A 22,916-nucleotide genomic window follows, 5' to 3' on the forward strand; every position below is an offset into this window, starting at 1 on the left:
GGCTGAAGCTAAAGAGGTGCTTATTAAAAGCACCTCACAGAATTACTGACCTTTAACTTCTTTAAGACTGAAGCTAAAGAGGTGCTTATTAAAAGCACCTAACAGAATTACTGACCTTTAACTTCTTTAAGACCGTTGTACGGTGCTTTTTCGCCTAGCGCTTCTTCAATACGTAGAAGTTGGTTGTACTTAGCTACGCGATCAGAACGGCTTAGAGAGCCAGTTTTGATTTGGCCAGCAGCTGTACCAACCGCTAGATCAGCGATTGTTGCATCTTCAGTTTCACCTGAGCGGTGAGAGATAACAGCAGTAAAGCCTGCATCTTTAGCCATTTTGATTGCAGCTAACGTTTCAGTTAGTGAACCAATTTGGTTGAATTTGATTAAAATCGAGTTAGCGATACCGTTGTCGATACCACGCTTAAGGATTTTAGTGTTTGTTACGAATAGATCGTCACCCACTAATTGGATTTTATCGCCAAGAAGTTTAGTCTGATGTGCGAAACCTTCCCAATCAGATTCGTCAAGACCGTCTTCGATAGATACGATTGGGTATTGCTCAGTAAGATCTTTAAGGAAGTAGTTGAACTCTTCAGAAGTGAATTTCTTACCTTCACCTTTAAGGTCGTAGATGTTTGCTTCTTTGTCGTAGAACTCAGATGCAGCACAGTCCATCGCTAGTGTGATATCTTTACCTAGCTCGTAACCTGCGTTAGCAACAGCTACTTTGATTGCAGCTAGAGCTGCTTCGTTTGAAGCTAGGTTAGGCGCGAAACCACCTTCATCACCAACTGCTGTTGAATGACCATCAGCTTTAAGTACTTTAGCTAAGCTATGGAAAACTTCAGCGCCCATGCGTAGACCTTCACGGAAAGTCTTAGCACCCACTGGCTGGATCATGAATTCTTGGATGTCTACAGAGTTATCTGCGTGCTCACCACCGTTGATGATGTTCATCATTGGAAGTGGCATAGAGTAAACACCAGAAGTACCGTTTAGGTCAGCAATGTGAGCGTATAGTGGTACTTTCTTAGAAGCAGCAGCAGCTTTAGCTGCAGCTAGCGATACAGCTAGGATAGCGTTTGCGCCAAATTTAGCTTTGTTTTCAGTACCGTCTAAGTCGATCATGATTTGGTCTAGTTCAGCTTGAGCTAGTGCATCTTTACCTACTAGCGCTTCTGCGATCGGACCATTTACCGCTTCAACTGCTTTAAGAACACCTTTACCTAAGTAACGTGCTTTGTCGCCATCACGAAGTTCTAGCGCTTCACGAGAACCAGTAGAAGCACCAGAAGGCGCAGCAGCCATACCGAAAGAACCATCTTCAAGATGAACTTCAGCTTCTACAGTTGGGTTACCACGTGAATCCATGATTTCACGGCCTAGTACTTTAACGATCTTAGACATTAAGATTTCCTCTATATTGATGTAATTTTACAACATTTAAATTATGAATTTTTTAACAAATCTTCGCTATCGGGTCAATGAGAAACTACTTATCTTCCCGATTTTGGTACTCGCGAGCCGCTTTAATAAAGCCTTCAAACAACGGATGGCCATCGCGAGGAGTCGACGTAAACTCAGGGTGGAACTGCGCCGCAACAAACCAAGGGTGGTTAGGATTTTCGATAATTTCCACCAATTTCTTGTCTGCTGATAAACCTGTTACTTTCAAACCCGCTTTTTCGATTTGCGGTAAAAGGTTGTTGTTTACTTCATAACGGTGACGGTGGCGCTCATAAATAGTATCGCTGCCGTACATATCGTGTACTTTTGAGCCTTTTACTAAGTGACATAATTGAGAGCCGACGCGCATGGTGCCGCCAAGATCAGACTCTTCGGTGCGGGTTTCAACATTGCCGCTTTCATCAATCCACTCAGTAATTAAACCAACCACAGGGTTCGGTGTGTTTTCGTTAAACTCTGTTGAATGTGCCGCTTCCATTTCCGCGACATTTCGTGCGTACTCTATCAGCGCGACTTGCATGCCTAAACAAATACCTAGGTAAGGTACGTTATTTTCACGCGCATATTGTGCTGTAAGAATTTTACCTTCCACACCGCGCTCACCAAACCCACCAGGCACTAAAATCGCATCCACGCCTTTTAGAATATCGGTACCTTTGGCTTCTACATCTTGTGAATCGATGTATTTAATAGTGACGCTCGCTTGGTTTTTTAAGCCGCCGTGTTTTAACGCTTCGTTCACTGATTTATAGGCGTCAGGCAATTCAACATATTTACCAACCATCGCAATAGTTAGTTCAGCGGTGGTGTTCGCTTCTTCATAAATAACACGTTCCCACTCACTTAAGTCTGCTTCTGGGCAAGTTAGGCCAAAGCGACGTACGCAGAATTCATCTAAGCTTTGTGCTTTAAGTAATGCTGGGATCTTATAAATGCTATCAACATCTTTTAATGAGATAACCGCTTTTTCTTCAACATTACAGAATAAAGAAATTTTCGCGCGTTCATTCGCAGGGATAGTGCGGTCACTACGGCAAACTAAGATATCAGGCTGAATACCAATACTGCGTAACTCTTTGACCGAGTGCTGTGTCGGTTTTGTTTTTACTTCACCGGCTGCCCCCAAGAAAGGCACTAAGGTTAAGTGCATAAAGATGGCATGATCACGGCCAACTTCGGTACCTAACTGACGGATAGCTTCTAAGAAAGGTTGTGATTCAATATCACCAACGGTGCCGCCAATCTCAACAATTGCAACATCGACGCCTTCTCCACCGGCAATAACACGCTCTTTAATGCCATTAGTGATATGTGGGATCACCTGAATGGTCGCGCCTAAATAATCACCACGACGTTCTTTAGCAAGTACATCGGAATAGACTCGACCAGTGGTGAAGTTATTACGTTTAGTCATCTTAGTGCGAATAAAACGCTCATAGTGACCTAAATCGAGATCAGTTTCCGCGCCGTCGTCGGTGACAAACACCTCGCCGTGCTGAATAGGACTCATCGTGCCTGGATCCACATTAATGTAAGGGTCCAGCTTCATAATCGTGACTTTTAGCCCACGAGCTTCAAGGATAGCGGCCAATGATGCAGCGGCAATGCCTTTACCTAGGGATGAAACCACCCCACCTGTTACGAATATATACTTTGTAGTCATGCTGATCCTGAGAAGTTAGGAGTGTTACGATGGTTTTGAGACGTTCAAGACGGGAAAAAATTATAACAAAACCACCCCTAGCTCACAACGAAAGATAGTGTAACGAGGCAATATATTTTCATCTTGTTTTAAATCAACTTTCGTAAGTTTCTTTCACTTTTTGCCAAATTTGTTCCATTTCGTCCAACGAACATTGATCCAGCGCTTTGTTTTGACTTAAAAAGTGCTTTTCTAACAAGCGAAACCGGCGTTCAAATTTATCGTTAGCTCGGCGCAACGCTTGCTCAGGGTCTTTTTTCAAATGACGCACTAAGTTCACCGTAGCGAATAATAAATCGCCCACTTCATCCTCGATGCGGTCTTGGTCTTGTTCAATTTGATGCACTTCATCAAGCACCTCATCAATTTCTTCTTTAATTTTATCAACCACTGGGCCTAAGGTTTTCCAGTCAAACCCGACGTTAGCACAGCGTTTTTGTATTTTATTTGCGCGCGTTAATGCCGGCATATTAGCAGGGATATTATCCAACACACTGACATTTTCGACTTGCTCCCCCGCCTTGGCAGCGCGCTCTTGGGCTTTTTCGGCTTCCCAATTGGCTTTTACTGCTTGCTCATCAGCAAAATCAGCGCCACCAAACACATGAGGATGACGACGAGTCAACTTTTCGGATACAGTTTCGACCACATCATTAAAATCAAACAACTGCTGCTCTTTGGCTAATTGCGCGTAAAATACCACTTGGAACAGTAAGTCGCCTAGCTCACCTTTTAACTCGATATAATCTTGTTGCTCAATCGCATCCGCTACTTCATAAGCTTCTTCAATGGTATGAGGCACAATGGAGCGAAAAGTTTGCTTTTGGTCCCACGGGCACCCTGACTCAGGATCACGTAATTTTTCCATAATCTCTAGTAGGCCGTTTATATCACCGAGTTTACTGCTCATGTTTCATCCTATCCTGTTAAATACGTTTTGTTTCCGACACACCTTTAAGGGAATTTACTTTTGACAGCACTTTACTCAGTGAGTCCACATTATTAATTTCTAATTCCATATCAATAATGGCTGTTTGGCTGCGTGTGTCTGAATGACTTTTTACCCCCAAGACATTCACTTTCTCATTAGATAGCAAGGTGGTAATGTCTTTTAGTAAACCACTGCGATCCATGGCTGTTACGCGTACGGTTAATGAATAACCCGAGGAGTCTGATCGGCCCCATTGCGCCTCAATAATCCGCTCTGGGTGTACTTCCTCTAAATCCTTCAGTTGTTCACACTCGGTGCGATGGACTGAAATACCACGGCCTTGAGTAATATAACCACAAATGTCATCACCCGGCACTGGCTGACAACAACGGGCGATAGAGGTCATCAGGTTGCCTACCCCATCAACCACAACATGATCTTGGCTACGCTTTTTCTTGGTCGCTGCTGCAGAACGCTTTTCTACTTCTTCCAATGCTTTACGATCGGCCTCTTCTGCCGTTGGCTTGTGATGTAGACCTTGGATAATATTAATCAATTGATTAATTCGCACATCACCACTGCCAATACCGGCAAACAAATCATCCATACTGGAAAGGTTTATTTTTTTCAGGGCCGGCTCTGCCGCATTTAGCTTCAGTTGATGCTTAGCCAATTCAGACTCAAGCATTTCTTTGCCCGCTATAACATGTTTTTCTTTGTCTAACTGACGAAACCAAGTGGCAATTTTTGCTCGAGCGCGTGACGAGTTCACATAACCGGTGTGGGCATTAAGCCAATCGCGACTTGGGTTAGGCTCTTTTTGCGTAATAATTTCAACTTGATCACCTGTTTGTAGATGATAAGTAAAAGGCACAATTTTACCGCCCACTTTACTGCCAATACAACGATGCCCGACTTGGCTATGGATATAATAAGCAAAATCAAGCGGAGTTGAGCCTGCAGGCAGGTCCACCACTTCACCTTTAGGAGTGAATACGTACACCCGCTCTTCGAACACTTGGCTGCGAACCTCGTCCACTAAGTTACCTGACTCAGCCATATCATCTTGCCAAGCTATTAACTTACGTAGCCAGGCGATGCGATCTTCATAGCCATTGTCACGACCAACACTGCCCTCTTTATATTTCCAATGTGCCGCCACCCCTAGCTCTGCATTTTCATGCATTTCGCGGGTACGAATTTGAATTTCCACTGGCCGACCAGAAGGCCCTAGCACTACTGTATGAATTGATTGGTAGCCGTTGGGTTTGGGGTTAGCAACATAATCATCAAACTCACTTGGAATATGATTAAATAAAGTGTGGACTACGCCTAGCGCGGCGTAACAGTCTTGTATGCGTTCACAGATAATGCGCACCGCGCGCACATCAAACAGCTCATCAAATGCTAACGATTTTTTCTGCATCTTTTTCCAGATGCTATAGATGTGTTTTGGTCGACCATACACGTCAGCTTTGATTTCGTGATCTTTCATACCTTGGCGTAAACTACTTACAAAGGCGCCAATGTAAGTTTCACGATCAATGCGTTTTTCATCAAGTTGCTTGGCGATTTTTTTGTAGGTGTCAGGGTGAAGATAACGAAATGACAAGTCTTCGAGCTCCCATTTCAACTGACCAATACCTAATCGGTTAGCTAACGGGGCGTAAATATCAGCAATTTCTCTCGCGGTCAGCACGCGCGTTTCTTCAGCAGCATTTTTAATTAAGCGTAAATAACAAATCCGTTCCGCCAGCTTGATAACCACCGCGCGAACGTCTTCCACCATAGCAAGTAACATGCGGCGTAAATTATCTATTTGTAAATCAGAGGTCGCTAAACCTTTATTTTGCAGGGTGCGGATTGCTTCCATATCCGCAACCCCTTGCACTAGCTTGCAAGTATTTTTGCCAAATTGCTCAGTAATCCAGTTACTATCTTTCAATTTGCGATCAAAAGCAGGAAAGAGAAGCGCCGCTTTAAGGGTATTAACATCCATATTCATGGTGATCAATATCTCCACCATTTCTACCCCTATTTCAAGCACATCACTACGCTGCGACGCTTCGCTAATGGCATGTACGGCTAGATATACCTGCTCAACTTTTTGCTGATCCTTTTCGTTTAGTCCTAATGAGGCCGCCCAGGCTTTTGGATCGCGTTCTTGTTGATTTAAAAAGTGGGTATCTCTCACTGAAACCATAATGCTGACTCTCCACAATACTATTTAGCTCATGCTATTTTACATAAGCAATATAAAACGAACGTCTAACTTAACCACCACAAATACGACTCGAAATAAATCGCTATGTTCTCTTCTTGCGCTGAAACAGAGCCATCGATTCCATATGAGCTGTGTTAGGAAACATATCCACTAAACCAAGTTTAGTAAGCTGATAACCACGCTCGATCAACACCTGTGCATCCCGCGCCATGGTCGCAGGATGGCAAGAAACATAAACAATTCGCTCACAATTTAGCTTAGCTAGATGCTCTGTAACAAACAATGCGCCATCGCGGGCGGGATCGAGTAGTGCTTTATTAAACGCCTCTTTAGCCCATGGTTGTTGACTAAAGTCGTTACTTAAATCAGCTTGGTAAAAATTTAGGTTAGCCAACCCTGCTTGTTCAGCATTACGGTTCGCTTGCTCAACCATGGTATCAATGCCCTCAACGCCAACTACTTGCTTGGCAAGGGTTGCGAGGGGGAGGCTAAAATTACCTAAGCCAGCAAATAAATCAATTACCCGATCTTCAGGTTGTACGTCTAACCATTCAAGGGCTTGAGCTATCATTTTTTGATTAACCTGATCGTTTACTTGAATAAAGTTATTAGGTGCAAAATCAATCTTTAACTGCCACTGGGGCAAGGCATAATTCAAGCAAATTTGATGATGCAGAGCTTGGATTTGGTTGTCATAGCCTTGTAAAAACCACAACACGTGATGCTGCTGCGCAAAAGTTACCAAGCGCTGTTCGTCGGCTTTAGTCAAGGGTTTTAAATGACGAAGCAGTAATGCAGGCCCTTGTTCAGCCAGATAAAAAGCAATATGGCCCAACTTTTCCACTATTGATAATTGCTGCAATAGCTGATGAACAGGCTCAATGAGAGTGTCGAGTTGAGGCGCTAACACTGGGCAACAAGTTTGCTTGAACAATTGATTACTACTTTTACGACGAAAGCTCATTTCAAGGCGGCGCTGCTTTTTATTAAACTGTAAACCAAAACGCGCACTACGGCGATAGCCTAAGGGATCACCAAATAAGGTCGGGGATAACTGAATATCACGCACCCGTGCAAACTTAGCCACCAGCGCCAGTAAACTCTGAGCCTTATATTGCTGCTGATGATGACCCTCTAAATGCTGTAAATCACAGCCACCACATATTTGATAATGTGGGCAAACAGGCACTTGACGCTGGGACGAAGCTGACACCACTTTAATGACTTGCCCTTTGGCATATTCTTTTTTTTCTTGCTCGATACTGGCAACCACGGTTTCACCTGGTAAGGCGCCGGCAACAAATAAGGTTTTACCTTTTACCTTGGCCATGCCTCGGCCTTGGTGGTCAAAGCGATCAATCTGAACAGTAACAGGACTGGTTAACGCGGCGTGACTGGCCGCTTTGGGCTTAAAAAACTGGGCCATAGAGCTCAACATAAACAAGGTAAACAATCGGCTATTGTCACATATATGTCGAAAATCGAAAACCTTGTTGGCAATTAATCAAAAAAGTCAGCGCCAGCGCAAACTTGTTAGTCTATTCCAGCGATACACATCATGCTAACATGCTGATTAATTTACATAGCCTTAATTACCATTTGATATGACCAAGTACGGCCTAAGAGCCCGGGTAATTGCCTTAACGATTATTCCAACCATTGTCATCGGCACCTTGCTAGCGGGTTACTTTACATTTAATCGCTATCAACAATTGGAAGACTTGGTTATCGAGCAAGCGCGCAACATCGCTGATCCTCTGGCAATTGCTGCAGAAATAGGCATGCGTCAGCAAGACCCAAAGTTTCTTAAGGACCTGATTGGCATTACTCATCGTCGCCACAGCCCTGCGATCATCACGATAGGTATCTATAAGCCTGATAACACCTTGTATGTAAATAGTAACTACCACCGTAATATTGGTCGATTAAAGCTAGAAAAGGGCAAGCCAATGCCCGACTCAACCGAAGTGGAAGTATTTGAAGATTACATCATTTTACGCACACCTATTATTGATGAGAACAACTTAACCAACTATCCATTGCCCCTACCGCTCGATGAAGAGTCAGCCAAACTGGGCTACATCGCGATGTTGGTCAGCACTGACAAAGCGCTACTACTGCAATTTCGTGATACCACTTCCGCCTTCTTTATCGTGTTGCTGGGCATAGTCATCAGTATTGTCTTTTCATTCCGACAAGTTAAGCAGGTGACAGAACCGATTTCGCGAATGGTAAAAGCTGTCGATAAGATTCGTGAAGGCCGCCTCGATACCCGAGTGATGGGGAATTTCACAGGTGAGTTAGGCATGCTCAAAAATGGTATTAACGCCATGGCTAAATCCATGAGCGAATACCATGAAGAAATGCAACAAAGTATCGATCAAGCCACCTCAGACTTGCGCGAAACCTTAGAGCAAATTGAAATTCAAAACGTTGAGCTCGACATGGCGAAAAAACGAGCCCAAGAAGCGGCGCGGGTTAAGTCGGAGTTCTTGGCGAATATGTCCCATGAGCTACGTACTCCGCTTAATGGCGTGATCGGTTTTGCGCGCCAATTACTCAAAACATCCCTTAGTCCTAGTCAAACCGATTACTTGCAAACCATTGAGAAATCAGCGCACAACCTACTTAACATCATTAACGACATTCTCGACTTCTCTAAACTTGAAGCCGGTAAGCTGGTACTAGAAAGCATTCCATTTGCACTACGTGATACAGTGGATGAGGTGGTCACCTTACTGGCGCCAAGTGCTCATGATAAAGGATTAGAAATCTCACTGATGGTTGACCATGATGTACCATCAGGCGCCATTGGCGATCCACTGCGCTTTCAACAAGTATTGACTAACTTAGTCGGCAATGCGATTAAGTTTACCGAAATGGGTAACGTTGAAATTCAAATCAGTATGATGGGTGAGCAAGACGGCAAACTGATCCTAAAAACCATGGTATCGGATACCGGTATCGGTATTTCTGAAAAACAGCAAGCCCAACTATTTGAAGCCTTTGGTCAAGCCGATACCAGTATCACCCGCCGCTATGGTGGTACAGGCTTAGGTCTCGTGATAACGCAAAAACTAGTGCAACAAATGGGCGGCGAAATTGAGCTAGTATCCTCACTGAATCATGGCTCAACATTCTGGTTTACTATCGCCTTGGACGCCTCACCAATGTCGATGTCTGAGCCATTACCAGTCGCTAGCTTAAAGTCACAGCCAGTATTAGTATTTGAAGCGGATGAATTCTCCGCGCGCTCTTTCTCGCAGCAGCTACAACTTTGGCGGATGCAGGTATTCTTAGCGCAAACCAATGAACGTTGGCACGAGCTATTAGCCGACAAGTACCAAAGTATCATTATTGGCCACAGTGATAACTTGCATATCACACCGCTGTTAAAACGTATTACGGAAGCAAAAGACTATTGTGAAAATATCGTGGTTTATATCAACACTGCCAGCCCCGAGATAAAAGAAGAAATCTTGGCTCAGGGCGCCAGTCATGTCTTAACTAAGCCGGTGAATCACCGTAAGTTTGCTGCCGCGCTAACCGATATTCAAGTCGAATTTGAAGTATCCCCTGTGATCAAACTAAAGCCTAGTCGCCACCAAACAGCCCTTAAGGTAATGGCGGTGGATGATAACCCAGCCAACTTAAAATTAATTTCAGCTATGCTGGATGACTTAGTATCTGAAGTGGTCACCGCAACCAATGGTAAAGAGGCGGTGAAAAAGTCAGAAATGGCCACCTACGATCTGATTTTTATGGATATTCAGATGCCTATTTTAGATGGCATTAGCGCCTGTCAGCAGATCCGTAAGGGCGATACTAACCAAGAAACGCCTATTATTGCCGTTACCGCCCACGCGATTGCTGGCGAGCGTGAGAAATTGCTTGAGCAAGGCATGGATGACTACTTATCTAAGCCTATTGATGAAAATATGCTAGTACAGATCATTGATAAATGGGCTGTACAACGTCACCAACAACCGACTGGCCCGGTTCATTTAGACTGGGAGCTCGCGTTAAGACAAAGTGCTGGTAAACCGGATCTCGCTAAAGAAATGCTCACTATGCTAGTTGAAAGCTTCAGCGAAGTTGAGCGCAGTATTGACCAAGCCATTAATCAAGAAATAACCGATCTTGAATTAGATGCAGTGATCCACAAATTCCATGGCGGCTGTAGCTATAGCGGAGTGCCGGACTTACAAAAACTCGCCTCATTGATAGAAATAGAATTGAAAAAAGGCCAAAGCACTTTAGAGCTAGAGCCCGAGCTACTTGAATTAATCGATGAGATGAAAAAAGTAAAAGAAGCAGCCAGAGTATATTTGCCAAATTAAACACAGCGCCAGATATCTTTTAATTGAGTTGCTACATACTTGCTGGAGGTGTTTGCAATGGCCTAAAGCAAAAGAGCTTCCGGCGAAGTAAAATCAATCTGTATAACCATATTTTTTGCCATCCTAGCGTTAGGAGGTTAACTTACGACTCAAAAATTACCGTCACAACTGCATAATGCTTTTCATCGGAAATACTAATATGAATATGTGAAACACCTTGCTGCACCGACAATTCAAGCGCCTTACCTGATAAGGTTAACAACGGTTTACCAGCCTCATTATTGCTGACAATAAAGTCTGTAAAAGTGACCCCCTGCGCAATCCCTGTACCTAACGCTTTCGCGCCAGCTTCTTTTGCCGCAAAGCGCTTCGCTAAAAAACGGGCTTGTTGCTTATGTTGTTGAAACTGCAACCATTCATTGGGTGCAAGAATGCGCCGAGCAAAAGCTTCACCAGTGCGGGCGAGTACTTTTTCTAAACGGCGAATATCGACAATATCAGTGCCCATTCCAATGATAGCCATATACTTTCCTAACTCCTTACCTTATACCTTACGCTTTTGCTGTATAAATAATTGTCTGCTGATCAGCGGTTTATTGCCTAAACGTTCATTGATTAGGAGTCGACAAAAACGTTTAGCCGTTTGCGCTTGCGCCGGCGTTGAAAAATCTCGTTGCGCTAACGCTTGAATGTGGCCGCCCCAAAAAGCGTCTTTATCACCTTGCTCAGTCAGCACAAAGCCTTGTTCTGCCACCAGCCGATAAAAACATTCCTGTGCTATCGGTTGCTGTGACTGAGCATCAAATTCAAAATCAATGGCGTAGCCTAAAGCTGTTAGCAGCTCAAGCTCAAACACGCGTAATATCGGCTCATAAGCTTGGCCCTTAGCAAGGGCAAGTAAGGTATCTTGATAAAATTGAAACAGTTCAGGATATGGTGTGAGGTGCTCTAACAGGCGATAGAGTAATTCATTCAAATATAGCCCAAGGTAGAGCTTATCTCCCGGTAAAGGCAATGCATGGGTTTGCGCTTCAACGCTGCGTAGAAATTTAAGCTGACCTTTTCCGCCCCAAGCAATATTAAGCAAGGTAAAGGGCTGAAGGATCCCTTTAAGGTTGGAGCGTTTACTGCGACTACCACGAACTAAAATGGACACTCGCCCTTCTTGGCGCGAGTAAATTTCAACTAGCTGGCTGGATTCGCGATAAGGGCGAATATGCAAAACAAAAGCATCTTGCATCTTAGTTCACCCTTAGCCAAGCATTACTCTTCAGAGTAACCTAAACTGCGCAAGGCGCGCTCATCATCAGCCCAGCCGGATTTAACCTTGACCCATAATTCAAGGAACACCTTACTTTCAAATAGGTTTTCCATATCAATACGAGCTTCACGGCCAATGACTTTTAACTTCTCACCTTTTTTGCCGATCACCATGCGTTTTTGCGTCGTGCGTTCAACTAAGATCAAGGCATTGATTTGTAAGGTGCCGTTTTCTTGCTGCTTGAACTGCTCGATTTCTACAGTTGTCGAATAAGGTAGTTCGTCACCGGTGAAACGCATGAGCTTTTCACGCACGATTTCAGAGGCCATAAAGCGACTTGAACGATCGGTGATGTAGTCATCAGGGAAAAAATGTACGTTTTCAGGCAGTGCATCTCGCGCAAACTGAGCAATCTGTTCAACATTTTTGTTCAACTTAGCCGACATAGGTAAAATGGCTTTAAAGTCACGTAAGGTAGATACGTGTTTTAAGTGTTCCATTAACTCTTCTTTGTCTTTTACATTATCCACTTTGTTGACGGCTAAAATCACTGGTGCCTTAGTGCTTTCTAATTTAGATAACACCATTTCATCATCAGCGGTCCAATGGGTGCCTTCGACAACAAAAATGACCAATTCAACATCTGCTAACGAGCTTGACGCCGCCTTGTTCATTAAACGGTTAATGGCACGCTTTTCTTCGATATGCAGGCCAGGCGTATCCACGTAAACCGTTTGGTAAATACCATGAGTATCAATACCAAGAATTCGGTGGCGAGTGGTTTGTGGCTTACGTGAAGTGATACTGACCTTCTGCCCGAGCAGGCTGTTCAGTATGGTGGATTTACCCACATTTGGACGACCAACAATCGCCACTAAACCACAACGGGTATCTAATTTTGGTTCTTCACTCATGCCAGTAACTCCAGTGCGCTTTTTGCCGCCGCTTGTTCTGCTTTTCGACGGCTGGTGCCTTTACCATAGGCTGGCTCAGACAATCCTGCAATGATGCATTCCACGGTGAATTCTTGATTGTGTGCTTCGCCTTTAATATTAATCACTTTATATTCAGGTAAATCACGTTTGTGAGCTTGCAAGTATTCTTGCAAGTTGGTTTTAGCATCTTTTTGCCCTGCGCCAGGTTTAATATTATCAAGGCGAGATTGATACCAACTTAATACCAAGCGATTAACGGTCTCGATATTCGAATCAAGGTAAATCGCCCCAATTAATGCTTCAATCGTGTCGGCCAGAATAGAATCACGGCGAAAACCGCCACTTTTCAGCTCTCCAGGGCCCAGAATCAAGCAATCTTTAAGCTCAAACTCACGGCCAAATTCCGCTAAGGTATTACCCTTTACTAAAGTGGCGCGCATGCGACTCATGTCACCTTCGTTAATATCAGGAAAGCGAGTATATAGTTCAGTCGAAATGACATAACTTAAGATGGAGTCACCCAAAAATTCCAGACGCTCATTGTGTTTACCACTCGCGCTGCGATGAGTCAGCGCCTGTAAAAACAGCTTAGTATCATTAAACTCATAACCAAGACGTCTTGCCAGGCGTTGTCTATCTAAATTCATTCAATCCCACCTATTCGGTTAAAGCGAACATTTGTCGGCACCCAAGTAGGTAGCATGCCACTGCTATCACGACCAAATTCAAAACTAATCCAAATGGCAACGGCTTTACCAACTAAGTTTGCCTCAGGCACAAAGCCCCAGAAGCGGCTGTCTCTACTATCATCACGGTTATCGCCCATAGCAAAGTATTGCCCTTCAGGCACGATCCACTCAACGGGTTGAGTGCCCGGTTGTTGGTAGTAAGAGCCTACTCGCTCAGGCCGACGCGGGTTAATTAATACATGATGTGTCAGCTCATCCGTTAGCGCTTCACTGTATTCTTTAATCGCAACTGGGCCATCCATGAACTCACCTTCACTTTGGTATTCCATGGCAATTTTAGTTAATGCACCACACGGACCATCAGCACAAGCAGCTTGAACATAAAGCTGTTTATTTTGATACACAATGCGATCGCCCGGTAAGCCAATAATGCGCTTAATATAATCAATGCTTGGGTTTTGCGGGTATTTAAAAACGGCAACATCACCGCGCTGAGGTTGGCCTGTTTCAATTATCTTAGAGCGAAAAACCGGGTCTTTGATACCGTATGAGAATTTCTCAACTAGAATGAAATCTCCCACCAGCAAAGTCGGCATCATTGAGCCCGATGGAATTTGAAAAGGCTCATAAATAAACGAGCGCAGTACCATCACTAAAGCTATCACTGGAAACACTGAAACCACTTGCTCAACCCAGACCGGCTGAGGTGCAATGCTAGCAATCACTTCATCATCTAAATGCACATTAGATTTGGCTTTCACCGCTTCAACTTCTGCAGCACGTTTCGGCGCCCAAAGAAACTTATCCAAGCACCAGATAATACCGGTGACGATGGTGGCAATAACCAGAATTAAAGAGAACGTATTCGCCATTACTTATCCTTTCCTATATGAAGAACGGCAAGGAAAGCTTCTTGTGGCACTTCAACATTACCCACTTGCTTCATACGCTTCTTACCTTCTTTTTGCTTTTTAAGCAGTTTTTTCTTACGACTAACATCACCGCCATAACATTTCGCAATTACGTTTTTACGCATTTGTTTCACGGTTGAACGAGCAATAATATGCGAGCCGATAGCAGCTTGGATAGCAATGTTAAACATCTGACGCGGGATCAGATCTTTCATCGCTTCAACTAACTGTCGGCCGCGGGTTTCTGAATGCTCTTTGTGAGTAATCAGCGCCAGTGCATCCACTTTATCACCGTTGATCAAGACATCAACTCGGACCATATTTGACGCTTCAAAGCGGACAAAATTGTAATCTAGCGAAGCGTAACCACGGCTGGTGGACTTCAATTTATCAAAGAAATCCAACACCACTTCTGCCATTGGAATGTCGTACACTAACGCAACTTGCTTACCATGATAAGTCATGTCGATTTGAGTGCCACGCTTTTCAATGCACAAAGTAATGACGTTGCCTAGGTACTCTTGTGGCACCAGAATATTACAACGAGCAATGGGCTCACGAATCTCTTTAATATCATTGGTCGCAGGCAGTTTAGCTGGGCTATCAACATAAATAACACTATTGTCATTCATTACCACTTCGTACACAACTGTGGGTGCCGTTGTGATCAGATCAAGATCATATTCGCGCTCAAGTCGCTCTTGGATAATTTCCATGTGCAACATGCCAAGGAAACCACAACGAAAGCCAAAGCCTAATGCGGTTGAATTTTCTGGCTCGTAAAACAAAGAGGCGTCGTTAAGGCTTAGCTTACCCAACGCATCACGAAATGATTCGTAGTCGTCAGAGCTCACTGGGAATAGACCAGCATAAACCTGAGGCTTCACTTTCTTAAAGCCAGGCAAGGCTTTTTCCGCGCCATATTTAGCCGTTGTTAACGTATCACCTACTGGTGCACCTAAGATATCTTTAATACCACAAACCACCCAGCCTACTTCACCTGCACTTAAGGCTTGGTTATCAATGCGCTTAGGCGTAAAAATACCGATACGGTCAACGCCCCATTCTTGGCCGGTGCTCATGACACGAATTTTATCATTCTTTCTCAGCACGCCATTTTTAATACGCACCAACGACACCACACCTAAGTAGTTATCAAACCAGGAGTCAATAATTAGTGCCTGTAAAGGAGCTTCAGGATCGCCTTCTGGTGCTGGAATTGACTTAACAATATTTTCCAGCACTAAGTCAACACCCACACCGGTTTTAGCCGAGCAGCGTGTTGCCTCGGTCGCATCTATGCCAACAATATCTTCAATTTCTTCTGCAACACGCTCAGGATCCGCAGCAGGTAAGTCGATTTTATTTAAAATCGGCACGACTTCTAGATCCATTTCAATGGCTGTGTAACAGTTTGCTAACGTTTGTGCTTCAACGCCTTGGCCTGCATCCACAACCAATAATGCGCCTTCACAAGCGGCAAGTGAACGCGATACTTCATAAGAGAAATCTACGTGTCCCGGTGTATCGATGAAGTTCAGCTGATAAGTTTCGCCATCTTGCGCCTTATAATCTAAGGTTACGCTTTGGGCTTTAATGGTAATACCACGTTCTTTTTCTAGATCCATTGAGTCTAGAACTTGCGCCTGCATTTCGCGTGCAGTTAGGCCACCACACACTTGGATCAAGCGATCAGACAAGGTGGATTTACCGTGGTCAATATGTGCAATGATTGAAAAATTTCGAATGTGCTTCATGAATACTCGGCGTTAATACTAAGGGACAAAGAAATAAGGAGCGAATTCTAACCAATTTGCGACCAAGTCGCTATCTTTTGCATAAAGGTAACGCAAACTATCGCATTTTTTAATGCGTGCAGTTAACGACGTAAAATTTCACTAAGGAGGCGTCCACTTTGGAAAGTAATCGTTAACTGGGAGAATTTCTCGCGGTTTAATCGCTTGGCGGTTTATTTGTGGTTAATTTGAATATCATCTAATGGATGATATTGGTTTTTTTGATGGCCGCGCTTTGCAAAAACTAAACCTAAGCTTAGCCCTAGCAAGCCGCCACCGATAGAGCTCAGCTCTTGGTATGATATTGGAGCAAGCAAGGGGGCAATAGCTGCGCCTAGCATTAAACCAAGCAAGGGTAACAAATAAACTTGAAACGCAGCCGTAAGTAACGCTTTGTCAGCAACAGTAAGTGCTACGGTTTGACCGACCTGAAACGGCTCTGACGTTTTAATCACTAATTCTTGGGTTCGCACCGGAAAAGCCTTAGCGAGCACACTGGTACCACAACTTGATTTAGCGCTGCAGCTAGTACAGGCACTCTGGGTTTGACATTTTACCCACACACGATCTGACTCGACCGCAATAATTTCACCTTGCTCAATGGCCATTAGGGTTCTCTTTAGTCTGGAGAGTTAATTCAGGAGCAACCGAACGGGCAATTCGTAGCCCTGTTTCAGCAGGAATATCACCGACGACTGTGATCCGCTTTCCGGCGTGATTAATCGTTATTAGATTAGTGGCCCCCTTTCTTGCTACTGGCTCGGGGCTTTTAGGGTTGCTCACATCAGGCTCTATATACACTGAGATAACTGACATTCCATCTGACAGCATAAAGTAATCTACCGTATCACCTGTTAGTGGCAAGCTATGGCGATCATTTGAAATCAGCTCGAATCCTTTTGGCGTCCAGTCTAAACGCCACTGATTCGCTCGCTTACTTGTAGTTGGATTGATCTTAACAACAGCAGGTAAATCAACAACCGCAAGTTCAGCAATCCATGGCGTTGCTTCGCTATATAAGCGCAATGAAATTGTCATCATTTGTTCAACGAGCTGGCCGTGTTGATCTAGCGTATCAATCCGTAGTGGTAAACTAGTGTGTCTATCTAACCAAAGTAAGTAGCCATATCGATCTGCGTCTTTTGGAGACATCCGAATAACTTGCGCAGGGCGACCTGCGACACGACTTTTTCCAGCTTGAACAAAATCATAACTTTTCTGCAGTTTGGTTAGCTCTTGGTTAACAATTTGAAATACAGTGCCTTGTAGTAATTTAGTTTCCAAGGTGTAGGGCTCAATATCGGGCTCGAAGAAACTAACATTCTTTCCTCGCTGTACATACTCTGTTGGAGGCCCATTCAAATAACTCAGATATGAAATTTCCACTCCATCGAGTACCCCGTGGCTTAAACGCTTGGGTTCAATAATACCTTCATATACCTGAATAAATGAGAGATCATAATTTAGCGTTGAATAAGATTGACGCATTTGCTTGAGGAAATAGTCAGTCGACTGTCGATCGACTTCGTTTTCATTTGTAGCGGCGTTAACTTGAAAGGATAGAAAAAGGAGAACACTAACCAAAAATTTGGTTAGTGTTAGAGAGATAAAACTACTGCTGTTGCAACATGCGCTGTTGCAATCTGTGGTCCTGTAGAAATGCATTTATTTTACGACGCTGCTCGAGATCTTGTTGTTCGGAAAGTTTATCAGAGTTCACTGGCTGCGCTTGAAGGCTAACAGGCTCCGCCACTCCAACAAAAGGAACAGTATCTAATACCGGCGCTGGCGTCAAACTATCTTGCTGCGCGGTGTTCACTTGCACGCCAATAACTACCGATGCGGCAACGGAAGCGGCAATCGCGTATTGACCTACTTTCTTAAACAGAGGAACGACGTTATTGACAGAAGAACGCTTAACTTCCGCCTTATCTTTAACTATCGGCGCCATAATAGTAGGTTCATCATCTAATGCTGACATCACCGCGGATGAAATATCGATATTCATACCCGCAGGCGCATCTCCGCGCATCACGTCACCAATTAAGTGGTATCGTGAAAACTGATCGACCATCTGCTCACTTTCTACTAATTCAGACAAGAAGCTTTCTTCTGCTAACTCGCTATCAATAAAAGCAGACAGTTTTTCATTATTCGGCATTCTATTTCCCCATTATCGCTGTAATAGCGGTTGGATCTTTTTATCGATAGCTTCACGAGCCCTGAAAATCCTTGAACGAACGGTCCCTACTGGGCAGTCCATTATGTCAGCAATTTCTTCGTAGCTCATGCCTTCTAACTCACGCAATGTTATTGCGGTGCGTAAATCTTCAGGTAAATTTTCTATCGTACTAAATACAACACTTTTAATTTCATTACTTAGTGTGACAGCTTCTGGTGAAGAAGATTCCCTTAAAGCTTCATTACCATCGAAAACTTCGGCATCCATCACATCTAGGTCGGTTGCAGGTGGTCGTCGACCTTGTGCAACCAAATAATTCTTCGCTGTATTTACAGCTATTCGATATAACCAAGTGTAAAATGCACTTTCTCCTCGAAAGGTAGCAAGTGATTTATACGCTTTTATGAAAGCGTCTTGCGTTACATCCGGTACATCACCAGGGTTGTTCACATACCGAGAAACCAAATTAGCTACTTTATTTTGATATTTAATCACCAAAAAATTGTAGGCATTTTTGTCACCCTGTTGAACACGTTCAACCAATTGTTGATCTGTTTCTTGCGCGCCCATTCGAGACGTCGGCCTCCAAAATTAAACAAAAATCGACTTGCTCGAATGTTATTGCATAGAAGTAGACTCGCTAAATTAAGGAAAGTTCATAAAACTTAAAAAATAATTTATTCTGCCTAGCTGTCAAAAATGCATATTAACGAAAGAACGAGTAACATACGGTATAGTCTTTACTTTTAATGGCAATAGTACCCTATGAAACATAACGTTGAATACCTTTCTGATGTATTGATCATTGGCAGCGGAGCCGCTGGCTTATCATTAGCTCTGAAATTAGCTCAGCATGCCGATGTGAGAGTATTAAGCAAGGGCCCGCTTTCTGAAGGCTCAACCATGTACGCTCAAGGCGGCATCGCGGCGGTATTCGATGAATCAGACAGTATTGAATCTCACGTAGCTGATACCTTAGTAGCAGGAGCAGGTATTTGTGATGAGGAAACTGTTCGTTTTACCGCTAGCACGGCAAAAGACTGCATGGAATGGCTCATTCATGAAGGGGTGCCATTTGATCGTGAAGAAACAATCAATAACGATGACGAAGTCAAGTATCACCTAACCCGTGAGGGGGGCCATAGCCACCGACGTATCCTACATACTGCCGATGCAACGGGTAAAGCCGTACAAACGACTTTAATCGAAGCCGTCAAGCAGCACCCTCGAATCACCATCATGGAGCGGTTTAACGCGGTTGATTTAATTACTACTCGTAAACTTGGCCTTGCAGGCAATCATATCGTTGGCGCTTATGTGTGGAACCGCGATATCGAACAAGTCGAAGTGATAAAAGCAAATTTTGTTGCGTTAGCAACGGGTGGTGCCAGTAAGGTTTATCAATATACTAGTAACCCAGATGTATCAAGTGGCGACGGTATTGCGATGGCTTGGCGCGCGGGTTGTCGCGTAGCTAATATGGAATTCAATCAATTCCACCCAACGTGTTTATACCACCCTGAAGCGAGAAACTTCCTATTAACTGAGGCGCTACGTGGTGAAGGCGCATATTTGCGTAGACCCGATGGGAGTCGGTTTATGTTAGAGCGTGATGAGCGTGCCGAGCTAGCACCGCGGGATATTGTCGCACGCGCCATTGACCATGAAATGAAACGTTTAGGGGCTGATTGTATGTATCTCGATATTAGCCACAAGCCAAAAGACTTCATCATGAAGCACTTTCCTACTATTTATGAGAAATGCTTTCAATTAGGTATTGATATGGCCACACAGCCAATCCCTATCGTTCCTGCTGCTCACTATACTTGTGGAGGGGTAATGACAGATATGCATGGTCAAACGGACCTTGCTGGCCTTTATGCTATCGGTGAAGTGTCATACACAGGCTTACATGGCGCAAACCGCATGGCGTCTAATTCATTACTAGAATGCATTGTTTTTGCTCATGCAGCAGCAAAAGATATGATCAATAAACTGCCCCATAAACGAAAAATCCCTCAAGTTCCCGCTTGGGATGAGAGTAAAGTATCAAATTCAGATGAAGAAGTGGTGATCCAACATAACTGGCATGAACTGCGTTTATTCATGTGGGATTACGTGGGAATTGTCCGTACTAACAAACGCCTTGAGCGTGCACTACGAAGAGTGCAACTACTACAACAAGAAATTGATGAGTATTATTCTAACTTTAGGGTAAGTAACAACTTATTAGAGCTTCGTAATTTAGTTCAAGTAGCAGAGCTTATTATCCGCTGTGCAATGGAGCGAAAGGAAAGTCGAGGTTTACACTTTAATTTAGATTACCCCAAACAGTTAGATAATTCAGGCCCAACGATTTTAACTCCTAAACCCTAATACTAATTTGGGGCTGAACTATCCAGCCCCTAAGTTGCAAATTGATTAAGTAATAGAACTCTAGCTAATCGGCGAAAACCGCTGTCACTAATTGAATCGGAGTAGATCCAAAACCTTGTTGTCCCGCCAGCGCTAAGTTGGGTTTTAATGATGATTAAAAACGGCCAAACCTGACTTCCTTTAACCATTACTCCTTCACTGACTTTGTTCTTGCTCTCAATAATAACCTGACCATTGTCGTCAAAAAACAATCTAAAACTTGATTGAGAAGGGGTAAAGAAGGAGATGGCTCCACCTAAGATACACAGGCCTGCAATAATGAAATTAGTTGTAACCAAGCCACTTAACAAACACACAGCAGCCATGGCAAGAAACGGTAGTAGCGTTAAATATCTGGCAATGTTAGAAACACTAATTGCTTCGTTATACTTTAACGCGGTTAAGGACAACACGAACTATCTCTGCTAATTGCGGGTCATTACAGGCTTGATGACCCATAAACCAAGCAAACAGATCGGGATCATCACAAGTAAGCAGGCGCTTAAAATTTACTTTTTTTTCGTCATCTAAATCATCGTAGGCTTCTTCGACAAAAGGCCTGAGTAAAACATCTAGCTCTAACATACCACGACGACAGGCCCACAATAGCCTAGATTTTTCTTTTGTTGAATTCATTTAATGCCTCAGTTGGAAGTAATGGGACTCACTAGAAGATATATCCCATGTTAAAGGGTTAAAATCATCATGACAACTACTGACAAAGCCCCTTGTGAACTATAACATGAAGCTAGAAATTAAAACGCCTGAAAGGAAAAGCCATGCGTGATTTAAACAGTCTTGAAAATATTTCTCTATTACCTGAGCTGGCATTATGTAAATTAGACAGCTGGGATTTAATTTCAATTAAAGGTGAAGACAGAGTCAACTTCTTACAAGGGCAGCTCACTTGTGACGTTAGTAAATTAGAGCCAGGCCAACAAACCATGGCTGCTCAATGCAACGCCCAGGGCAAAACCATCAGTGTATTTCGGCTAATAGTGCTTGAAGATAGGATTTTACTCACTCAGCCTAAATCTGTATCTGCCATTCAGTTGCCTTCACTTAAGAAATTCGCAGTGTTTTCCAAGGTTGAAATAGAAATTGAATCTGAGTATCAAATGCTCGGCTTATTAGGTTCAAAGTCTGGCCAATATATAGCACAGCATATAGATGCCGCAGCAGCACATGATAAAAGCCGACTTCTACCAGATGGGGCTCTTATCAAGCAACCTTATCCTTCATTGCGCTATTTAGTTATTTTAAAAAATGAAGTCGCTGAAACAGTGCTTGATGAATTAACAGAGCGCGCAGAATTATTTACTGATGGTATTTGGAATGCGTTAAATATTGCTTCTGGTGTTGGTTTTATCGAAGAAAAAACCAGTGGAGAGTTCATCCCGCAAGCACTAAATTTAGATGAATTAGATGGGATTTGTTTCACTAAAGGCTGCTATATTGGTCAGGAAACTATTGCACGGGCCAAATATCGAGGTGCGAACAAACGAGCGATGTTCATCTTAACTGGGCGAGCAAACGATAAACCTAACACGGGTGATACTATAGAATTAAAGTTGGGCGACAATTGGAAACGAGTAGGCCAAGTCATTTCAGGATGCCAATATGGCGATCTTCATATTGAACTATTGGCCGTGTTACCAAAAGATAGCGATGTCAATAACAGCCAATTCCGTATAAAAGAGCAGCCGGAGTCAACACTCTACATAGCACCATTACCTTATACGACAAGCAGTGAAGACTAAAACCCAGCGCTAGAACGAGAAAAGGCTGCCCACGGGCAGCCTTTTTTATTGGTGTCTGGTGATGTCCTACTCTCACATGGGGAAACCCCACACTACCATCGGCGCTGCTGCGTTTCACTTCTGAGTTCGGCATGGAATCAGGTGGGACCACAGCGCTATTGTCACCAGACAAAAACGGTTTATTCGTCTTCAGACGAAAAAAGCCATCCTTCAGGATGGCTTTTAAATTGGCGCTTGGCGGTGTCCTACTCTCACATGGGGAAACCCCACACTACCATCGGCGCTGCTGCGTTTCACTTCTGAG

General features: G+C 43.7%; 20 protein-coding genes and 1 rRNA gene. 3 read left to right on the forward strand and 18 right to left on the reverse strand.

The window, feature by feature from the left end; translation table 11 throughout:
* Positions 1-107 precede the first annotated feature (107 nt).
* From eno to rlmD, 5 genes are all read right to left on the reverse strand, one after another.
* Positions 108-1,406 carry a phosphopyruvate hydratase gene (eno, locus tag K1M91_RS16860; RefSeq protein WP_232803431.1) on the reverse strand — a complete coding sequence of 433 codons (1,299 nt, stop codon included), beginning with the start codon at positions 1,404-1,406 and terminating at the stop codon, positions 108-110.
* A gap of 85 nt (positions 1,407-1,491) precedes the next feature.
* Positions 1,492-3,129, reverse strand: a complete 1,638-nt coding sequence (locus tag K1M91_RS16865) for a CTP synthase (protein WP_232803432.1) — start codon at positions 3,127-3,129, stop codon at positions 1,492-1,494.
* 133 nt (positions 3,130-3,262) lie between these two features.
* Positions 3,263-4,078, reverse strand: coding sequence for a nucleoside triphosphate pyrophosphohydrolase (gene mazG, locus K1M91_RS16870; RefSeq protein WP_232803433.1), 816 nt, complete (start codon positions 4,076-4,078; stop codon positions 3,263-3,265).
* Between the two features lie 16 nt (positions 4,079-4,094).
* The gene (gene relA, locus K1M91_RS16875) at positions 4,095-6,302 is read right to left on the reverse strand and encodes a GTP diphosphokinase (protein ID WP_232803434.1); all 2,208 of its coding nucleotides are present in this window, start codon (positions 6,300-6,302) and stop codon (positions 4,095-4,097) included.
* A gap of 103 nt (positions 6,303-6,405) precedes the next feature.
* Positions 6,406-7,749 carry a 23S rRNA (uracil(1939)-C(5))-methyltransferase RlmD gene (gene rlmD / locus K1M91_RS16880; protein WP_232803435.1) on the reverse strand — a complete coding sequence of 448 codons (1,344 nt, stop codon included), beginning with the start codon at positions 7,747-7,749 and terminating at the stop codon, positions 6,406-6,408.
* A 178-nt stretch (positions 7,750-7,927) separates the two neighbouring features.
* Between rlmD and barA the strand changes: the two genes are divergently transcribed.
* Entirely contained in the window at positions 7,928-10,663 is a 2,736-nt protein-coding gene (barA, locus tag K1M91_RS16885) for a two-component sensor histidine kinase BarA (RefSeq protein ID WP_232803436.1), read from the forward strand.
* Positions 10,664-10,805: 142 nt separating this feature from the next.
* Here barA and acpS read toward each other — a convergent pair whose 3' ends face one another.
* The 10 genes from acpS to rpoE all read right to left on the reverse strand — a co-directional run bounded on the left by acpS (position 10,806) and on the right by rpoE (position 19,007).
* A complete protein-coding gene (gene acpS / locus K1M91_RS16890; RefSeq protein ID WP_232803437.1) occupies positions 10,806-11,186 on the reverse strand; it encodes a holo-ACP synthase in 381 nt (126 codons plus the stop codon).
* A 21-nt stretch (positions 11,187-11,207) separates the two neighbouring features.
* A complete protein-coding gene (gene recO, locus K1M91_RS16895) occupies positions 11,208-11,903 on the reverse strand; it encodes a DNA repair protein RecO (protein ID WP_232803438.1) in 696 nt (231 codons plus the stop codon).
* A 23-nt stretch (positions 11,904-11,926) separates the two neighbouring features.
* A complete protein-coding gene (era, locus tag K1M91_RS16900) occupies positions 11,927-12,838 on the reverse strand; it encodes a GTPase Era (protein WP_232803439.1) in 912 nt (303 codons plus the stop codon).
* Complete coding sequence (gene rnc / locus K1M91_RS16905) at positions 12,835-13,506, reverse strand: ribonuclease III (protein WP_232803440.1); 672 nt, start codon at positions 13,504-13,506, stop codon at positions 12,835-12,837. Before rnc ends, era begins: the two co-directional genes overlap by 4 nt.
* Positions 13,503-14,420, reverse strand: a complete 918-nt coding sequence (gene lepB, locus K1M91_RS16910; protein WP_232803441.1) for a signal peptidase I — start codon at positions 14,418-14,420, stop codon at positions 13,503-13,505. Before lepB ends, rnc begins: the two co-directional genes overlap by 4 nt.
* Positions 14,420-16,216, reverse strand: a complete 1,797-nt coding sequence (gene lepA / locus K1M91_RS16915; protein ID WP_232803442.1) for a translation elongation factor 4 — start codon at positions 16,214-16,216, stop codon at positions 14,420-14,422. Before lepA ends, lepB begins: the two co-directional genes overlap by 1 nt.
* Positions 16,217-16,428: 212 nt before the next feature.
* Positions 16,429-16,863, reverse strand: coding sequence for a SoxR reducing system RseC family protein (locus K1M91_RS16920; RefSeq protein WP_232803443.1), 435 nt, complete (start codon positions 16,861-16,863; stop codon positions 16,429-16,431).
* A complete protein-coding gene (locus K1M91_RS16925) occupies positions 16,853-17,920 on the reverse strand; it encodes a MucB/RseB C-terminal domain-containing protein (protein WP_348983275.1) in 1,068 nt (355 codons plus the stop codon). The genes K1M91_RS16920 and K1M91_RS16925 overlap by 11 nt, the downstream gene beginning before the upstream one ends.
* Positions 17,868-18,416: an RseA family anti-sigma factor gene (locus K1M91_RS16930; RefSeq protein ID WP_232803445.1), complete on the reverse strand. Its 549-nt coding sequence runs from the start codon at positions 18,414-18,416 to the stop codon at positions 17,868-17,870. Before K1M91_RS16930 ends, K1M91_RS16925 begins: the two co-directional genes overlap by 53 nt.
* A gap of 12 nt (positions 18,417-18,428) precedes the next feature.
* Positions 18,429-19,007 (reverse strand): RNA polymerase sigma factor RpoE, encoded by a 579-nt coding sequence (rpoE, locus tag K1M91_RS16935; RefSeq protein ID WP_232803446.1) that lies wholly within the window; start codon positions 19,005-19,007, stop codon positions 18,429-18,431.
* A 195-nt stretch (positions 19,008-19,202) separates the two neighbouring features.
* Here rpoE and nadB point away from each other — a divergent pair, with 195 nt between their 5' ends.
* Positions 19,203-20,813, forward strand: coding sequence for an L-aspartate oxidase (gene nadB, locus K1M91_RS16940; protein ID WP_232803447.1), 1,611 nt, complete (start codon positions 19,203-19,205; stop codon positions 20,811-20,813).
* A 29-nt stretch (positions 20,814-20,842) separates the two neighbouring features.
* On the opposite strand, the gene K1M91_RS16945 is transcribed toward nadB, so the two are convergent.
* Together K1M91_RS16945 and K1M91_RS16950 are read right to left on the reverse strand one after the other, a co-directional pair.
* The gene (locus tag K1M91_RS16945; RefSeq protein ID WP_232803448.1) at positions 20,843-21,265 is read right to left on the reverse strand and encodes a protein YgfX; all 423 of its coding nucleotides are present in this window, start codon (positions 21,263-21,265) and stop codon (positions 20,843-20,845) included.
* On the reverse strand, positions 21,237-21,488 hold the full coding sequence (locus K1M91_RS16950) for a succinate dehydrogenase assembly factor 2 (protein WP_232803449.1): 252 nt from the start codon (positions 21,486-21,488) through the stop codon (positions 21,237-21,239). Before K1M91_RS16950 ends, K1M91_RS16945 begins: the two co-directional genes overlap by 29 nt.
* 143 nt (positions 21,489-21,631) lie before the next feature.
* On the opposite strand from K1M91_RS16950, the gene ygfZ reads away from it, so the two are divergent.
* Positions 21,632-22,612 carry a tRNA-modifying protein YgfZ gene (ygfZ, locus tag K1M91_RS16955; RefSeq protein ID WP_232803450.1) on the forward strand — a complete coding sequence of 327 codons (981 nt, stop codon included), beginning with the start codon at positions 21,632-21,634 and terminating at the stop codon, positions 22,610-22,612.
* 53 nt (positions 22,613-22,665) lie between these two features.
* Here ygfZ and rrf read toward each other — a convergent pair.
* Positions 22,666-22,781 (reverse strand): 5S ribosomal RNA (rrf, locus tag K1M91_RS16960).
* Positions 22,782-22,916 lie beyond the last annotated feature (135 nt).

Source organism: Motilimonas sp. E26 (assembly GCF_021278025.1).
Taxonomy (GTDB): domain Bacteria; phylum Pseudomonadota; class Gammaproteobacteria; order Enterobacterales; family CBDFNC01; genus Motilimonas.

What these genes read in the sequence shown, in the direction of transcription:
- eno (WP_232803431.1), bottom strand. Translation starts at nt 1,406, where the DNA reads ATGTCTAAGATCGTTAAAGTACTAGGCCGTGAAATCATGGATTCACGT.
- K1M91_RS16865 (WP_232803432.1), bottom strand. Translation starts at nt 3,129, where the DNA reads ATGACTACAAAGTATATATTCGTAACAGGTGGGGTGGTTTCATCCCTA.
- mazG (WP_232803433.1), bottom strand. Translation starts at nt 4,078, where the DNA reads ATGAGCAGTAAACTCGGTGATATAAACGGCCTACTAGAGATTATGGAA.
- relA (WP_232803434.1), bottom strand. Translation starts at nt 6,302, where the DNA reads ATGGTTTCAGTGAGAGATACCCACTTTTTAAATCAACAAGAACGCGAT.
- rlmD (WP_232803435.1), bottom strand. Translation starts at nt 7,749, where the DNA reads ATGGCCCAGTTTTTTAAGCCCAAAGCGGCCAGTCACGCCGCGTTAACC.
- barA (WP_232803436.1), top strand. Translation starts at nt 7,928, where the DNA reads ATGACCAAGTACGGCCTAAGAGCCCGGGTAATTGCCTTAACGATTATT.
- acpS (WP_232803437.1), bottom strand. Translation starts at nt 11,186, where the DNA reads ATGGCTATCATTGGAATGGGCACTGATATTGTCGATATTCGCCGTTTA.
- recO (WP_232803438.1), bottom strand. Translation starts at nt 11,903, where the DNA reads ATGCAAGATGCTTTTGTTTTGCATATTCGCCCTTATCGCGAATCCAGC.
- era (WP_232803439.1), bottom strand. Translation starts at nt 12,838, where the DNA reads ATGAGTGAAGAACCAAAATTAGATACCCGTTGTGGTTTAGTGGCGATT.
- rnc (WP_232803440.1), bottom strand. Translation starts at nt 13,506, where the DNA reads ATGAATTTAGATAGACAACGCCTGGCAAGACGTCTTGGTTATGAGTTT.
- lepB (WP_232803441.1), bottom strand. Translation starts at nt 14,420, where the DNA reads ATGGCGAATACGTTCTCTTTAATTCTGGTTATTGCCACCATCGTCACC.
- lepA (WP_232803442.1), bottom strand. Translation starts at nt 16,216, where the DNA reads ATGAAGCACATTCGAAATTTTTCAATCATTGCACATATTGACCACGGT.
- K1M91_RS16920 (WP_232803443.1), bottom strand. Translation starts at nt 16,863, where the DNA reads ATGGCCATTGAGCAAGGTGAAATTATTGCGGTCGAGTCAGATCGTGTG.
- K1M91_RS16925 (WP_348983275.1), bottom strand. Translation starts at nt 17,920, where the DNA reads ATGCATTTCTACAGGACCACAGATTGCAACAGCGCATGTTGCAACAGC.
- K1M91_RS16930 (WP_232803445.1), bottom strand. Translation starts at nt 18,416, where the DNA reads ATGCCGAATAATGAAAAACTGTCTGCTTTTATTGATAGCGAGTTAGCA.
- rpoE (WP_232803446.1), bottom strand. Translation starts at nt 19,007, where the DNA reads ATGGGCGCGCAAGAAACAGATCAACAATTGGTTGAACGTGTTCAACAG.
- nadB (WP_232803447.1), top strand. Translation starts at nt 19,203, where the DNA reads ATGAAACATAACGTTGAATACCTTTCTGATGTATTGATCATTGGCAGC.
- K1M91_RS16950 (WP_232803449.1), bottom strand. Translation starts at nt 21,488, where the DNA reads ATGAATTCAACAAAAGAAAAATCTAGGCTATTGTGGGCCTGTCGTCGT.
- ygfZ (WP_232803450.1), top strand. Translation starts at nt 21,632, where the DNA reads ATGCGTGATTTAAACAGTCTTGAAAATATTTCTCTATTACCTGAGCTG.